The organism is Pseudochrobactrum sp. sp1633 (genome assembly GCF_030376605.1).
GTDB lineage: Bacteria > Pseudomonadota > Alphaproteobacteria > Rhizobiales > Rhizobiaceae > Pseudochrobactrum.
The window spans coordinates 25,486-40,385 of record NZ_JARRAE010000009.1; the positions used below are offsets into that span (position 1 = coordinate 25,486).

12 protein-coding genes are annotated in these 14,900 nt (G+C 52.0%); 10 read left to right on the plus strand and 2 right to left on the minus strand.

The window, feature by feature from the left end; genetic code table 11:
- Nucleotides 1-93: 93 nt before the first annotated feature.
- From P8H26_RS11460 to P8H26_RS11495, 8 genes are all read left to right on the plus strand, one after another.
- Entirely contained in the window at nucleotides 94-1,950 is a 1,857-nt protein-coding gene (locus tag P8H26_RS11460) for a M3 family oligoendopeptidase (RefSeq protein ID WP_374708289.1), read from the plus strand.
- Between the two features lie 7 nt (nucleotides 1,951-1,957).
- Entirely contained in the window at nucleotides 1,958-3,148 is a 1,191-nt protein-coding gene (locus tag P8H26_RS11465; RefSeq protein ID WP_289633146.1) for an aminodeoxychorismate synthase component I, read from the plus strand.
- A gap of 3 nt (nucleotides 3,149-3,151) precedes the next feature.
- On the plus strand, nucleotides 3,152-3,793 hold the full coding sequence (locus tag P8H26_RS11470) for an aminotransferase class IV family protein (RefSeq protein ID WP_289633147.1): 642 nt from the start codon (nucleotides 3,152-3,154) through the stop codon (nucleotides 3,791-3,793).
- A 212-nt stretch (nucleotides 3,794-4,005) separates the two neighbouring features.
- Complete coding sequence (gene omp10 / locus P8H26_RS11475; RefSeq protein WP_289633148.1) at nucleotides 4,006-4,386, plus strand: outer membrane lipoprotein Omp10; 381 nt, start codon at nucleotides 4,006-4,008, stop codon at nucleotides 4,384-4,386.
- Nucleotides 4,387-4,530: 144 nt separating this feature from the next.
- A complete protein-coding gene (locus tag P8H26_RS11480) occupies nucleotides 4,531-6,303 on the plus strand; it encodes a 5'-nucleotidase C-terminal domain-containing protein (RefSeq protein WP_289633150.1) in 1,773 nt (590 codons plus the stop codon).
- A gap of 184 nt (nucleotides 6,304-6,487) precedes the next feature.
- Nucleotides 6,488-7,519: a ferrochelatase gene (hemH, locus tag P8H26_RS11485; protein WP_374708291.1), complete on the plus strand. Its 1,032-nt coding sequence runs from the start codon at nucleotides 6,488-6,490 to the stop codon at nucleotides 7,517-7,519.
- Between the two features lie 50 nt (nucleotides 7,520-7,569).
- Entirely contained in the window at nucleotides 7,570-8,658 is a 1,089-nt protein-coding gene (locus tag P8H26_RS11490; RefSeq protein WP_289633152.1) for an SPFH domain-containing protein, read from the plus strand.
- Entirely contained in the window at nucleotides 8,655-9,113 is a 459-nt protein-coding gene (locus tag P8H26_RS11495; RefSeq protein WP_374708292.1) for an NfeD family protein, read from the plus strand. The genes P8H26_RS11490 and P8H26_RS11495 overlap by 4 nt, the downstream gene beginning before the upstream one ends.
- Nucleotides 9,114-9,161: 48 nt before the next feature.
- On the opposite strand, the gene P8H26_RS11500 is transcribed toward P8H26_RS11495, so the two are convergent.
- On the minus strand, nucleotides 9,162-10,136 hold the full coding sequence (locus tag P8H26_RS11500) for an SIS domain-containing protein (RefSeq protein WP_289633154.1): 975 nt from the start codon (nucleotides 10,134-10,136) through the stop codon (nucleotides 9,162-9,164).
- Between the two features lie 384 nt (nucleotides 10,137-10,520).
- On the opposite strand from P8H26_RS11500, the gene P8H26_RS11505 reads away from it, so the two are divergent.
- A complete protein-coding gene (locus tag P8H26_RS11505; protein WP_289633155.1) occupies nucleotides 10,521-12,056 on the plus strand; it encodes an outer membrane beta-barrel protein in 1,536 nt (511 codons plus the stop codon).
- A gap of 54 nt (nucleotides 12,057-12,110) precedes the next feature.
- Here P8H26_RS11505 and galU read toward each other — a convergent pair whose 3' ends face one another.
- Nucleotides 12,111-13,004 (minus strand): UTP--glucose-1-phosphate uridylyltransferase GalU, encoded by an 894-nt coding sequence (galU, locus tag P8H26_RS11510; RefSeq protein WP_289633156.1) that lies wholly within the window; start codon nucleotides 13,002-13,004, stop codon nucleotides 12,111-12,113.
- 536 nt (nucleotides 13,005-13,540) lie between these two features.
- Here galU and P8H26_RS11515 point away from each other — a divergent pair.
- Nucleotides 13,541-14,776 (plus strand): lytic murein transglycosylase, encoded by a 1,236-nt coding sequence (locus P8H26_RS11515; RefSeq protein ID WP_289633157.1) that lies wholly within the window; start codon nucleotides 13,541-13,543, stop codon nucleotides 14,774-14,776.
- The last annotated feature ends 124 nt before the right edge of the window (nucleotides 14,777-14,900 follow it).

Genomic DNA, 14,900 nt, shown 5'->3' on the forward strand with positions numbered 1-14,900 from the left:
GCGCTTTTGAGATTATTGAAACGCATGAAATCTGCGCGGGAACGTCCTATATAGTCATCAGCTATGAAAAGAATCGCACGAGGTTGAACTGCTATGAATTCACGCAACCACTCAAACTTTATCCGCATGCCAGCCGATGTCGCGCAGGCTCCGGCTTCCACATCATCTGAGCTGACCAATCTGCCGTGCTGGAACCTCACCGATCTTTATCCTGCCCCGGACAGTCCTGAACTGGTTCGTGATCTCAAGCTCTCCGCAGAGCGCTCTGTTGCCTTTGAGAATAAATGGAAGGGCAAGCTGGAAGCAGAGGTTTCCAAGTCTGACGGCGGTAATTTCGCTGATGCCATTAAAGAATTCGAACAGCTTGAAGAGCTGATGGGTCGTATCTATTCCTATGCAGGCCTGCTCTATGCTGACGATACATCCAGCGCTGCCAATGCCAAACTTTACGGCGATGTGCAGCAAAAGCTGACCGATGCCAGCAGCCATCTGATTTTCTTCTCGCTGGAACTCAACCGTATTGACGATGCCCTCCTCGACAAGGCCATCGCAGCCAATCCGGCAATCGGCCATTACAAACCTTGGCTGGTGGATCTGCGTAAAGACAAACCTTATCAACTCGACGATAAGACAGAAGCGCTGTTTCATGAAAAATCTGTCACCGGTTATGGTGCATGGAACCGTCTGTTCGATGAAACCATGAGCGGACTGCGCTTTACGATTGACGGTGAAGAGCTGCCGATTGAGCCAGTGCTCACCATGTTGCAGGATGCGGATGGTGCTACCCGTAAAAAAGCTTCTGATGCTCTTTCCAAGACCTTTGGTGCAAATCTGCGTCTCTTCACGCTGATCACCAATACGCTGGCCAAGGATAAAGAAATCTCTGATCGCTGGCGCGGTTTTGAAGATATTGCCGACAGCCGTCACCTTGCCAACCGCGTCGAGCGTGAAGTGGTTGATGCGCTGGCCAGCGCTGTTGAAGCCGCTTATCCGCGTATTTCCCATCGTTATTATGCTCTGAAAGCCAAATGGCTTGGTCTTGAACAGCTTGATAACTGGGATCGCAATGCACCGTTGCCGGAAACACCGCAGACAACAATCGGCTGGGACGAGGCAAAAGCAACTGTGCTTGATGCCTATGCCGGTTTTGCACCGGAAATGGCCGATATTGCCCGTGACTTCTTTGACAAGAACTGGATTGATGCCCCGACCCGCGCCGGCAAGGCACCGGGTGCTTTTGCCCATCCGACTGTGCCAAGCGCCCATCCTTATGTGCTGCTCAATTATCTGGGCAAGCCGCGCGATGTTATGACCCTCGCCCATGAGCTTGGTCATGGTGTGCATCAGGTGCTCGCCGCCAAACAGGGCGCACTGATGGCCTCAACACCGCTGACATTGGCAGAAACTGCCTCTGTTTTCGGTGAAATGCTCACCTTCCAGTCGTTGCTTGCCAAAACAAGCAGCAAGCGTGAGCGCAAAGCCATGCTGGCACAGAAGACCGAGGACATGATCAATACGGTCGTGCGCCAGATCGCCTTCTACCAGTTTGAACGCAAGGTACACACCGAGCGCAAAAACGGCGAACTGACCGCCGAGCAGATTGGTGAAATCTGGATGGACGTTCAGCGCGCAAGCCTTGGATCAGCCATCCGCCTCAATCCGGGTTATGAAAGCTTCTGGACCTATATTCCGCATTTCATCCACTCACCATTCTATGTCTATGCCTATGCATTCGGTGACTGCCTCGTAAACTCGCTCTATGCGGTTTATCAGAACAACCCTGAAGGTTTTCAGGACAAATATTTCGACATGCTGAAAGCTGGTGGCACCCGTCATCATAAGGAACTGCTGGCACCGTTCGGTCTTGATGCCTCAGACCCGGCCTTCTGGCAGCAGGGTCTGTCAGTCATTGAAGGCATGATCGACGAGCTGGAAGCGATGGAAGACTAATCGCGCCATGAGTAAGCGAGCAATGCCTGCATCGTCTGAGCCTTTCATCCTGTTTCGTGATGATGTTGAACAGCAGTCCATGCTGTTCAACAAACCTGAGCAGCTGATTATTATTGAACAGGCTTCAGATTTTGAAGCAGGTTTTGCCGCACTTGAGAAAGCACGCAGTCAGGGCAAATGGCTTGCGGGCTATTTCAGCTATGAGGCAGGTTTCCTGCTGGAACCGAAACTGGCTCCTCTGCTACCGGAACAGCGCCGCGTGCCGCTGATTTGCTTCGGCGTATTCAACGAGCCTCCGGAAAATAGTGTTGCCCAACATCACGACAGCGGCACCAATGCTCATCTTTCTGAGTTCCATGCGCATTGGTCGGAAACGGACTATCAGCAGCGTTTTGATCGTTTGCATCAGCATTTGCGTGAAGGTGATTGCTATCAGGGCAATCTGACATTTCCGATTTCTGCACGCTATCACGGTGAGCCCGAAGCGCTGTTTTCCGATCTCAGCAACCGCCAGCCGGTGCGTTACAGTGCCTATGTCAATCTGCTGCCGCAGGACAAAGCACCGCTCATCCTGTCGCGTTCGCCGGAACTGTTCTTTCAGATTGATAAAGACGGCTGGATCGAAACCCACCCGATGAAGGGCACCACCCCGCGCGGGACGACACCGCAAGAAGACGATGCCCTGCGTGATTTTCTGATCCATGATGAGAAAAGTCAGGCTGAAAACCGCATGATCGTGGATTTGCTGCGTAATGATATTTCGCGGATTAGCGAGGTCGGCAGCCTTTCTGTGCCTAAATTATTTCATGTCGAGCGCTACCCGACCGTGCATCAGATGGTCAGCCATGTGCAGGCAAAGCTTTTGCCCGACCTCACAATAAGACAAATCTTTGCTGCGCTTTTCCCCTGCGGATCAATCACCGGTGCCCCAAAAATCAGCGCCATGACGATTTTGCACAAGCTCGAACAGCAGGCGCGCGACATTTACTGCGGCTCTATCGGTTGGATCGCACCATCGGGTGAAATGCGTTTCAACGTCGCCATTCGCACCCTGTCGCTTTATCCAGACGGAGAGACCGTTCTCAATGTCGGCGGTGGCGTGGTCTATGATTCAACGGCTGAAGCAGAATATGCCGAGTGCCTGCTGAAAGCCCGCTATGCGACCGGTGATAACACCGTCTCCGGCACCCAAGGGTGAAACATGCAAAACCTGAATTTTGGCCTCATCGAAACATTACGCTTTGAGCCTGCCAATGATTTTCTGCGCCTTGAGCAGCATTTACAGCGTCTGCAACAATCCGCAACGCAACTCGGTTTCGCATTTAATGAAGGTGCTATCCGTGCACAATTGCAGGCTCACGCGAACAGCCCTCATGCATTGCGAGTGCGGCTTTGTCTGATGCCTGACGGCACAGCAGATATCATCACCGCCCCCTATCAGCCTTTGCCACAACAAACCGTATGGACTCTGGCTATTGCTGCAACCCGACTAAACAGTGCTGATCCGTTGCTTCGTCACAAAACAACACGCCGCACAGCCTATGAAGCCGCGCGGGCAGAGTTTACTCAGGCAGAGGCGGATGAAGTTCTGCTGCTCAACGAAAAAGGTGAGCTTTGCGAAGGCACAATCACTTCGCTCTTTGCGGATATGGGGGACGGCGATTTGCTAACCCCGCCGCTTGAATGCGGGTTGCTGAATGGCGTCTTGCGGCAGGAACTACTGCAAGAGGGTAAAGCCAGAACTGCCATTCTCACGCTTCAGGATTTACAAAAAGCGCGACATATTTTTGTCGGCAATTCTCTGCGTGGCATGATCCCAGCGCAATTGGCAGTTACACTCTGATCCCAGCAGCTCTTTAAATTACACTATTATAAAATATAATGTTTTTGCTGCCTGACACCAACAAAACCACTTCACACACAAAGATGTGAGGTAAAAAAGCAACAGATACAAGGCTCTTCATGGTTAAGCAACCTATAAAGCTCTTGTATTTACCCGCATTTACATACATCAAATTATTATAAAATTTTGCAGAATCCCGGGAGAGCTCGCTTATGAAAACATTCCGCACGGCCGCATCCCTTTGCCTGGCTGCCACACTCGCTGCCTGTACGACTTACGGACCAGTCAATGATGGCGGCGGAAGCAACATTCCGACCCGTCCGGCCAATGCCGGTATTGATGGTGGTTGGGTTGATGCGAACGGCATCACCTCCAGCTTCAACGGCGGTATTTTCGAAACCCGTACAACCGACACCAATGAAAAACTGGCAGAAGGTAATTACCGTTATCTGTCACCGCGTCTGGTGGAAATTGACATGCGTTCGATTGTTCGCGGCACCACATCCAAGGTTAATTGCGCACAGGTAACACCGTCGCAGCTCAACTGCACCACATCTACCGGTTCGCAGTTCTCGCTGACACGCAAAGCCTGAACCGCATCGCTTTGAAATTCAAAAACGCCCGTAGCTTGCTGCGGGCGTTTTGCTGTGCGGTTCTCTCAAAAATTGGGAGGTGCAAACTGCTGCCGTCATATTACTATGCTATTCTGCCCCCAATCAGCATCAGCGGAGAGAACCATGCCCAGACTATTGAAAGTCCTGTTTTGCAGTGCCAGTCTTGTGAGTTTGTCTCTGCCCGCCTATGCTGATTATACCCTGACCATTCTGCATACCAATGACACGCATTCCCGCATTGAAGAGGTCAATAAATATGACGCGACCTGCTCAGCAAAGGAGAGCGCGGAGCAACAATGTTTCGGCGGCATCGCACGGTTGAAAGCCGCCATTGATGCCGAGCGCGCCAAGACAGATAATGTGCTGGTGCTTGATGCCGGAGATCAGTTTCAGGGCTCACTGTTTTTCACCACCTATAAAGGCGTTGATAATGCCGAGTTTATGAACGCGATCGACTATGATGCAATGGCGCTCGGCAATCATGAATTTGATCTGGGACAGGAAGGACTGGCACCCTTTCTGGACAAGATCAATCTGCCGGTACTGGCTGCCAATATAGAAACGGCAGCCACCTCCCCGATCCACGGCAAATTCGCGCCTTATGTAATCAAAACAATCGGCACTGAGAAAATCGGCATTGTCGGCCTGACCACACCGGATACCGTTGAAATCGCGCGTCCGGGCAAGGATATCCGCTTTCTTGATCCCAAAGAAACATTACAGCGCACCATCGCAGAGCTGAAAACACAGGGCGCTACCAAGGTCATCGCTGTTACCCATCTGGGTTACAATGTGGATCAAAAACTCGCAGCAGAACTTGATGGTGTGGATGCAATTGTCGGCGGGCATAGCCACTCATTGCTTGGCGACACTGCTTTTCGCTCTTCCGGCCCCTATCCTACTCTGGTCAAAAACCCATCCGGCAAAACTGTGCCGGTCGTAACCGCCTATGCCTACACGCAATATCTGGGCAGGCTGGTACTGAACTTTGACGATGGCGGTAATCTCAAATCCGCCACAGGCGCACCAATCAGGCTGGATGCTTCCATCAAACCCGATGCACAACTGGTCAACCGCATTGCGGAAATGGCCAAGCCGATTGCAGAGCTGAAAAACCAACGTGTTGCAGAAAGTGCCAAGCTGATTGACGGTTCTGCCGTCAGTTGTCGCACGCAGCAATGCCCGATGGGCGATCTGGTCACCAATGCTGTGCTGGATCGTGTCCGCGATCAGGGCATCACTGCCGCGCTGATTAATGGTGGTGCACTGCGTGCCTCGATTAAAGCTGGTGAAATCACAATGGGCGATGTGCTGGTCGTACTGCCGTTTCAAAATACGGTTGCAACATTCCAGATGAAGGGAAGCGATCTTCGCGCCGCATTGGAAAATGGTGTCAGCCAGATTGAACAGGGCGGCGGTCGCTATCCGCAAGTGGCAGGCATTAAATTCACAATGGATATTGCCAAACCTGCCGGTCAGCGCATCACCAAAATTGAGATGCAGGATACGACAAAGAACTGGCAACCGCTCGACGACAATCAGCTCTATGGCATCGCCGCGACCGACTATCTGCGCAGTGGTGGGGACGGCTATGACATGATCGCGCAGAAAGCAAAGAAAGCCTATGATTACGGCCCTTCGCTCGATCAGGTTGTTGCCGAATATTTGCAGGAACATTCACCTTACTCGGGTGTGGTGAACCAGCCTGCGGAAATGCAAGAGACTACCGCACCGCAAACTTACCAGATCCGAAAAGGCGACAGCTACTGGTCGATTGCAGAGAGGCTCTATGGCAAAGGTGCAGAGTGGAAACGCCTGTTTCGTCAGAACCCGAATTACAAGCCGCGGAAACTGCCGGTTGGGGCTGTTTTGAAAACCGGATCGCCCTCTGAATAAAAACCACTTTAAATTTGAGTTTTTTCATCATGTTATGGTTATGTTCTGGTCATGCCGGACATAATACTGTTATGATAGGCAAATTTTGTTCGGCAGCTTGCGCTCACTCAGAGATATGATTGTCTTTGCTTGAGCGAAAGCACCGCCCCATCAGGATAGAGACACAGACATGCATGATAATGTGATGAGCCAGTCCGCGACCTCCCAGCCGGTTGCAGCAAATCCGGTTGTTGAAAAAACCGGCGTGATGCTGATCAATCTGGGGACGCCTGATGGCACAGATCGCAAATCCATGCGTCGTTATCTCCGTGAGTTCTTGATGGATTCGCGTGTTATCGAATGGCCAAAAGCCATCTGGTATCCGATACTGTTCGGTAATGTACTCAATACACGCCCGAAGAAATCCGGTGCGCTCTACGACCGCATCTGGAACCGTGAGCGTGACGAATCACCGCTGCGCACTTTCACACGCTCCCAGAGCGATCAGCTCAGCGCCCGCCTGTCCGATCTCGGCAATGTCGTGGTGGATTGGGCCATGCGCTACGGCCAGCCTTCCATTGAGGATGTGCTCACCCGCCTGCGTGAACAGGGTTGCACACGTATTGTCGCCTTCCCGCTCTATCCGCAATATTCATCATCCACCACCGGCAGTGTGAATGAGAAACTCAATGACGCGCTGAACAAGCTACGCTTCATGCCAGCGGTGCGCACCGTGCCGTCCTATCAGAATGCACCGGTCTATATTGATGCACTGGCACGCTCGATTGAGGAGCATATTGCCAAACTCGATTTTGATCCGCAGGTGGTGATTGCCTCCTATCACGGTATTCCGCAGAGCTATGCGCGCCGCGGCGATCCATATCCGCAGCAGTGCCTTGAAACCACACGTCTGCTGCGTGCGCGCCTCGGCTGGGATGAAACCAAGCTGATCAGTACGTTCCAGTCGCGCTTTGGCCCTGAGGAATGGCTCCAGCCTTATACCGATAAAACCATTGAGGAAATGCCGAAACAGGGCATTAAATCTGTCGCTGTTTTCAATCCGGGCTTTGTGTCCGACTGCCTTGAAACTGTTGATGAAATCGGTAATGAAGCCGCAGAAGCCTTCCACGAAAACGGTGGTGAGAATTTCAGCCATATCCCGTGTCTGAATGATACAGACCTTGGCATGCGCGTCATCGAAGACCTTGTGCGCCGTGAATTACAGGGCTGGGTCTGATATAGTCAATTAAACCATCGCATTTTCCGGCATTTTAAAAAGGAAACAGAATGGAATTCGGAGCAAATCTTGCCCTGCTGATTTTAGCAGCAGTTGTTATTTTCACTCTCTATGCCGGTATTAAAATTGTGCCACAGGGCTCCAATTTTACCGTTGAGCGCTTCGGCCGCTACACGCGCACGCTGACACCGGGCCTGAATATGATCGTGCCGTTTTTTGACCGCGTCGGCGCGCGTCTCAATATGATGGAACAGGTACTCGACGTTCCGACACAGGAAGTCATCACCCGCGACAATGCCACCACATCGGTGGATGCTGTGGCCTTCTTTCAGGTGCTGAATGCCGCGCAGGCAGCCTATCAGGTTTCTGATCTGCAATATGCAATCCTCAACCTGACCATGACTAATATCCGTACGGTCATGGGCTCGATGGATCTGGATGAACTGCTCTCCAACCGCGACACGATCAATGATCGCCTGTTGCGTGTGCTGGATCAGGCTGCGCATCCGTGGGGCATCAAAATCACCCGCGTTGAGATCAAGGATATCAACCCGCCGAAAGACCTGATTGATTCTATGGCGCGCCAGATGAAGGCCGAGCGTGACAAGCGTGCGCAGGTTCTGGAAGCTGAAGGTGACCGTAATGCGCAGATTCTGCGCGCTGAAGGTTTGAAACAGTCGCAAATTCTCGAAGCGGAAGGTAAGCGTGAAGCCGCCTATCGTGAAGCGGAAGCCCGTGAACGTCTGGCCGAAGCGGAAGCAAAAGCCACCACCATGGTGTCTGATGCGATTTCTCAGGGCGATGTGCAGGCGCTGAACTATTTTATCGCCCAGAAATATACAGCCGCACTCTCCGAAATGGCTTCTGCCAAAAATCACAAGATCATCATGATGCCGCTGGAAGCCTCGTCGCTGATCGGCACATTGGGCGGTATAGGCGCCATTGCCAAAGAAGTTTTCGGCAATAATTCAGGCTCCGATGCAAGTGGGGAAGGCAATACACAGTCCTCAGCGCCACGCAAAGCACCACCTAAAACGGCTGCCCGCAGTGAAGGCACCACACGCAGTGGTTCGTCTGATTACGTCACTGTTCCCAGCCACATCATCGCCAACCGCGTACCACCTGCAGGATCACGATAATGCAGGAGATTTTTACAGCCCTCGGCGTTTGGAACTGGGCTGTTCTCGGCCTTGTTCTGCTGTTTCTTGAACTGGTGACACCGGGCGTGTTTCTGATCTGGATCGGCTTTGCAGCTCTGGTAACCAGCCTGATTGCTTTTACCGGTCTCAGCTTCGTAGAGAGCTGGCAGATACAACTGCTGCTCTTTATGGTTCTGTCGGTGATTTTTGTGCTGATCGGGCGCAGATATTTTAATCCGCGCGAACAAAGTAGCGATGAGCCATTGCTCAACCGCAGAGCTGATCAGCTGATCGGCATGCGCACAACGCTGGAAGAGCCGATTGTCAACGGTCACGGCCGTGCACGGTTTGACGACACGCTCTGGCGCGTAACGGGTTCAGATTTACCCGCAGGCGCGGTAGTGGTTGTCCGCGAATATCAGGACGGACTATTGCAGGTCGAAGAAGTGAAATAAAAAAAGGCGGCTTATCAGCCGCCTTTTTGTTATCCGTTTGAGAGATACTTACGCCACACCGGCACGCAACAGGTCGTGGAAATGTACCAGACCAACAGGGCGGTTATTCTCAGCCACAATCACCGCGCCGATACGCGCTTCATTCAACAGCGCAAGTGTCGAGCCAAGCAACTGGTCAGGGCTGACAGTGCGCGGTGTGCGGGTCATAATATCATCGACTTTCAGCATCGCCATCGGGCGGTCAACATTGCGCGTCAGATCACCGTCTGTGATGATGCCGGCCAATGTGCCATCTTCATTTTCAATAATAACGCAGCCAAAACGCTTGTGCGAATGGATGCGCATGGCCTCCGGCATTGGTGTGCCGACTTTAACCAGCGGCAGTTCATCACCGCGATGCATAATATCTTTAACATGCGAGAGGCTTGCACCCAGCGAACCGCCCGGATGGAACACACGGAAATCCGTTGCCGTGAAGCCGCGCTTTTCCAGAAGTGCAAGCGCCAGAGCATCGCCAACAGCAAGCTGCATCAGCGTTGATGTAGTCGGCGCCACACCATGCGGGCAAGCTTCAGCCACTTTTGGCAGCAGAACCAGCACATCGGATTCACGGCCAAGCGTTGAATTTTCACCGGATGTCAGCGCAATCAGCGGCACTTTAAAACGGCGTGAATAACTGACAATGCCTTTCAGCTCTGCAGTCTCACCCGACCATGACAGCGCGAGAATAACATCATTGCTGTTGATCATGCCCAGATCGCCGTGATTGGCTTCGGCCGCATGGACAAAAAATGCAGGCGTGCCGGTTGAGGCAAAAGTTGCTGCCAGTTTGGAGCCGATATGGCCGCTTTTGCCGATACCGGTCACAACGACACGCCCCTTCATCGCAGCGATTGTTTCAACCGCGCGGTTAAACGGCTCAGCAAGTCCGTTTTGCAGCGCGTCTTCAAGCGCGCTCATACCGGCTTTTTCAACTGCGATTGTATTCAGGGCGGAGCGGATAGCGGGGCTGTGACTGCTCAATGGATCTCTCTCACTTCATTCATCCGGCTTATAAGCCACTTATATAGAAACCGGAACGGCATTCTGCAAAGTTAAAAGCATTTCCGGTAAAAGTGCGAAGCGGCTTGCATAGGATAATGCGCAAAAACCAATAGTTAGAGCGGCTCCAACGATTCAGCTTTAACGGAAACCGCTCTGATTACGGGGTAAATCTTATCTGACAGGCTGTCCAGATATTATATGCCGGTAAAGGCAGCGCATATTTTGCTGCAAGTAATAAAGCACAAGCTGAAAAGCTGAATAAAGCCAGCCTATTACCCCAAAAGAAACTTTGTATTAACCATGATCCTTTACCGTCCTGTAACAAGCCTGCCCCGTGCAGGCATTTCAGATTTTGGCAGGACTATGAAAACAACAGCCGATACGGGGTACTCTCTTCTGACTCCGCTGCTCAGAGCCAACAAAACGGCTCTGCTGGCAGGCGTCATGCTGTTTTCTGCCGTTGCTCCCCATCTTGTATTGGCGCAAACAGTGCCTGCGGGCAGCCAGAATGATGCGATTGCGGATATCATTGCGGAAACCCAAGCTCCGGCAGATATTACTTATGATGCCAATGGCCGTATTATCACGCAGGATCAGCTCAATCCGGTCATCCCCGCAACACGCCCTGCCCTGACGAATGCAACCGTGCCGTTGAGCGAAGATCTCAGCGGGCAACGTACAGGTCCGGCAGATGCGGGCAGAGCTGTGCGTGAGGGCCGTGAGAATATGCCGGAAGGCTCGGTTGACGGCCGTCCGCGTGCACCATTTGAGGCAGATCCGTTTGAACCGCAAGGCATCCGTGCCGGTAGTTTCATTTTACGGCCATCGCTGGATCAGGGTATCCGCGCCACCAATAATGCTGACAATAGCGCCTCTGGCAGCAGCGGTGTGTTGTCAGAAACTGCATTACGGCTCAATGCCCGCTCCGACTGGGCAAACCATCTGGCGACACTGGATGCGTCAGGCCTATTTGAGAAAAACCTGTCGGGTCAATATGTATCCAATCCGCGCGGGCAGATTGATGCTGCATTACGACTGGATATGAGTGATGAAACCCGCCTGAATTTTGGCCTCGGTTATTCTATCAACCGTGAGGATGCTTCAGATCCGAACGGCATCAGCGCAGCGCGCTCCCGCCCTCTGGTGCAAAGCATCACTGCACAGGCAGGCATTGAACGCGATATTGGCAAAATCTTTGCCAGTGCTGTGGCGCGGGTGAATAATACACGTTACGGCAAAGCGAAGCTTTTCAACGGCGACCAGCTGGATCAAAGCGACCGCAACAATACCTATGTCAGTATGACCCTGCGCGGTGGTTTTGAGCTGAGTGCCATCATCCGCCCGTTTGCAGAAGTTGAGGTCGGCCGTCGTCTCTATCAGAATGATAATGGTCTGGATCGCAATGCCACGCAGCTTGGCTTGCGCACCGGCTTGCAGATTAACACCGGCGAAAAGCTGAACGGCGAATTTTCTGTCGGTTATATCGGCGCACGCAGTGAGGATGACCGCTTGCGGGATACCGGCGGCTTGTCGCTTGATGCGGCGATGAACTGGTCACCGCAGCGCGGCACTGATGTACAACTGGGGTTGCGCACATTCCTCGACAGCAGTCCCGATATCGGCGGCAATTCTTCTATCCTCTATCTGGCCAATATCAATGTTACACGTATGATCCGTGCTGATCTCAGCCTCAATGCGCGGCTTGATGCATCCATACGTAACAATCGCGATGGCAGCGGAACCGATTACGGTATGGGCGCAGAAATCGGTGCGACCTACTGGTTCAACCGCTTCTTCGGTGTGGACGGTAAATTGCGCCATGAATTTATCAACAGCGATGTGGCGAGCCGTAAATATAGCAGCAACAGCGTTTATCTCGGCGTGAAGCTACGACGTTAACAAAATCAGCAAACAATAAAAAAGCCGGTCAGTGACCGGCTTTTTGTTTTGAACTCAGGAAAGCTTGATAGTCTTCAGCAACTCATCAATGCTGACTTCGACCAGCGGGCGGATATCATGGCGCCACAGAGCAAAGGCCACATTGGCCTGAATGAAGCCTTCTTTGGAACCACAGTCAAAAGTACGGCCCTGATAATTATAACCGTAGAAAGACTGCTCGTTCGCCAGTTTCAGCATGGCATCGGTCAACTGAATTTCATTGCCGGCACCCTTTTCCTGCTTGCTGAGCAGGTCAAAGATTTCTGGCTGCAGAATATAGCGACCATTAATATAGAGATTTGACGGTGCAGTGCCCTTGGCCGGCTTTTCAACCATCTGGTTGATTTCAAAACCATTGCCGATTGCATTGCCTTTGCCGACAATACCGTATTTGTGCGCTTCTTCAGGGTCACATTCCTGCACGGCAATCACATTGCCGCCGGTCTGTTCGTAAAGCTCAACCATTTCCTTGAGGCAGCCCTTTTTCGACTGCATCACCATATCCGGCAACAGCAGAGCAAAAGGTTCATTGCCCACGATCTCACGGGCGCACCATACCGCATGGCCAAGGCCGAGCGGCACCTGCTGGCGGGTAAAACTGGTTGTGCCCGGTTGCGGCTGCAAGCTCTGCATATGGTTCAGCTCATTGAGCTTGCCGCGCTCTTGCAGTGTTGCATAAAGTTCAACCTGAGCGTCAAAATAATCTTCAATAACAGCCTTGTTGCGGCCGGTTACAAAGATCAGATGCTCAATACCCGCTTCGCGCGCTTCATCAACCACATATTGAATGACCGGCTTATCAACAACGGTCAGCATTTCTTTCGGGATTGATTTTGTGGCGGGCAGGAAACGTGTTCCCAGACCTGCGACAGGAAAAACGGCTTTGCGGATTTTTTTAACTGAACTCATGTCACTTCCCGTTTTGTGCGGTTTCTATCCCGATGAAATATTCACGACGCCCGTTTGCCATTGGCAAGAATAGTCGCCGTTCTAATCAGTCTTCAAACCTGAACTATAAAAGGCAATACAGCCAAACTATGAAAAAAGCCTGCATTTTCTAAAAGTTAAGGTCACATTTCATGTGCGATTATTACTGTATTTGAGCGCAACTTGAACCGGAGCCAATATTTCTTCATTTCCCGTTCATTTCGGGCGCTCCATTTCAAAAGAGTAGAAATTGCGCACATTCTGAAACTCCCCGATGCCTTCGAAATCCGCACACAATCTTAACAGTTTTTTTGCCGGTTCTTAATTGTGAGGCTGCATGGTAAACTAAATACTAACTTCCGCGTGGCATAAAGAATGAACGCAGAGCGTATTGCCTTATTGCAAAGGAACACACGCTCTTTCCATTATTGATTGCATTCTCGTATCCACGACACGTTTTTGAAGAATATTGTTGTTAAACTGCGAAATGCCCAGCTTGTATGTTCAGGGAGAAAAGCATGCTTCGAACCCACATTTTCAATAGCCACCTGTGGAAGACTGCCGCAACAACAGCTTCTGCCGTTGCTTTATCACTGGTTTTATCCACCGGATATGCGTCAGCCGATGCACAGTTTCGCAAATGGGTTTCGAGTTTCCGCCCCGTAGCCATTCAGAACGGCATTGCTCCCGCCACTTTTGACCGCGCTTTTTCCGGTGTCAATGCCATTGACCCTGAGGTTCTGCAAAAGGCACGTTATCAGCCTGAATTCACCTCGCCGGTTTGGGAATATATCGACAATCGCGTCAATGAACACTCCATCGGCACTGGTCAGGCAATGGCGCGCAAATGGGGCAAGGCGCTCAACGCAATCGAAAAGCAATATGGCGTTGATAAAAACGTGCTTCTGGCCATCTGGTCGATGGAAACCAGCTACGGCGAAATGATGCAGCGCCCCGATGTAATGCGCGATGCCATCCGTTCGCTGGCAACTCTGGCCTATGCTGATCAGCGCCGCGCCAAATATGCCCGCAGCCAGTTGATTGCGGCAATGAAAATTCTCCAGACCGGCGATATTGACCGCAGCCACCTGAGCGGCTCATGGGCTGGTGCAATGGGACATACTCAGTTTATTCCGACCAGCTATCAGGCCTATGCGGTTGATTTTGACGGTAACGGCAAACGCGACATCTGGAACTCTGTGCCGGATGCTCTGGCAACTGCTGCCAATCTTCTGCGTAAGAACGGCTGGGAGCCTGGCCGCACCTGGGGTTATGAAGTTGTGCTGCCTGCCTCCGGCAAATTCCCGTCCGGCAGCCTGAGCATTGCTGAATGGCGTCGTCTGGGTATTGTGCGTGCCAATGGCCGCCCGTTCCCAAGTGATGGTGAAAAAGCCACGCTCAAAGTTATGGATGGTCGTAGCGGCCCTGCCTTCCTGATGACCAAAAACTTCTTCGTCATCAAGCGCTATAATAATGCCGATAAATATGCTCTCGGCGTGGGTCTTCTTGCAGACCGCGTTGCTGGTTATCAGGGCTTGGTACAGGATTGGAACCGCCCTTTCACGCCAATCTCCATGAAAGAGCGTGAAGAGCTGCAAGGCCATCTGCGCGCCCTTGGATATTACGACGGTAATATCGACGGCAAGATCGGCTCCAGTTCCCGCAAAGCGATTGAGGCCTTCCAGCAGCGCAACGGTTTGCAAACAGACGGGCATCCGAGCAAAGAAGTTCTGAGCGTCTTACGCCGCCGGTAAAATCACTTCAGTAAACAGGCCGGTCAATCCGGCCTGTTTCATTTTCGCACACAAACGAGTTCCCGCTTTTGGCTCAAAAATGCTTCAGGTCATCAATCAGGCACAATCGTAAGGATTGATACCG

Excerpts from the sequence above, each read along its gene's own strand:
- P8H26_RS11460 (WP_374708289.1), top strand. The coding sequence starts at position 94 with ATGAATTCACGCAACCACTCAAACTTTATCCGCATGCCAGCCGATGTC.
- P8H26_RS11465 (WP_289633146.1), top strand. The coding sequence starts at position 1,958 with ATGAGTAAGCGAGCAATGCCTGCATCGTCTGAGCCTTTCATCCTGTTT.
- P8H26_RS11470 (WP_289633147.1), top strand. The coding sequence starts at position 3,152 with ATGCAAAACCTGAATTTTGGCCTCATCGAAACATTACGCTTTGAGCCT.
- omp10 (WP_289633148.1), top strand. The coding sequence starts at position 4,006 with ATGAAAACATTCCGCACGGCCGCATCCCTTTGCCTGGCTGCCACACTC.
- P8H26_RS11480 (WP_289633150.1), top strand. The coding sequence starts at position 4,531 with ATGCCCAGACTATTGAAAGTCCTGTTTTGCAGTGCCAGTCTTGTGAGT.
- hemH (WP_374708291.1), top strand. The coding sequence starts at position 6,488 with ATGAGCCAGTCCGCGACCTCCCAGCCGGTTGCAGCAAATCCGGTTGTT.
- P8H26_RS11490 (WP_289633152.1), top strand. The coding sequence starts at position 7,570 with ATGGAATTCGGAGCAAATCTTGCCCTGCTGATTTTAGCAGCAGTTGTT.
- P8H26_RS11505 (WP_289633155.1), top strand. The coding sequence starts at position 10,521 with ATGAAAACAACAGCCGATACGGGGTACTCTCTTCTGACTCCGCTGCTC.
- galU (WP_289633156.1), bottom strand. The coding sequence starts at position 13,004 with ATGAGTTCAGTTAAAAAAATCCGCAAAGCCGTTTTTCCTGTCGCAGGT.
- P8H26_RS11515 (WP_289633157.1), top strand. The coding sequence starts at position 13,541 with ATGCTTCGAACCCACATTTTCAATAGCCACCTGTGGAAGACTGCCGCA.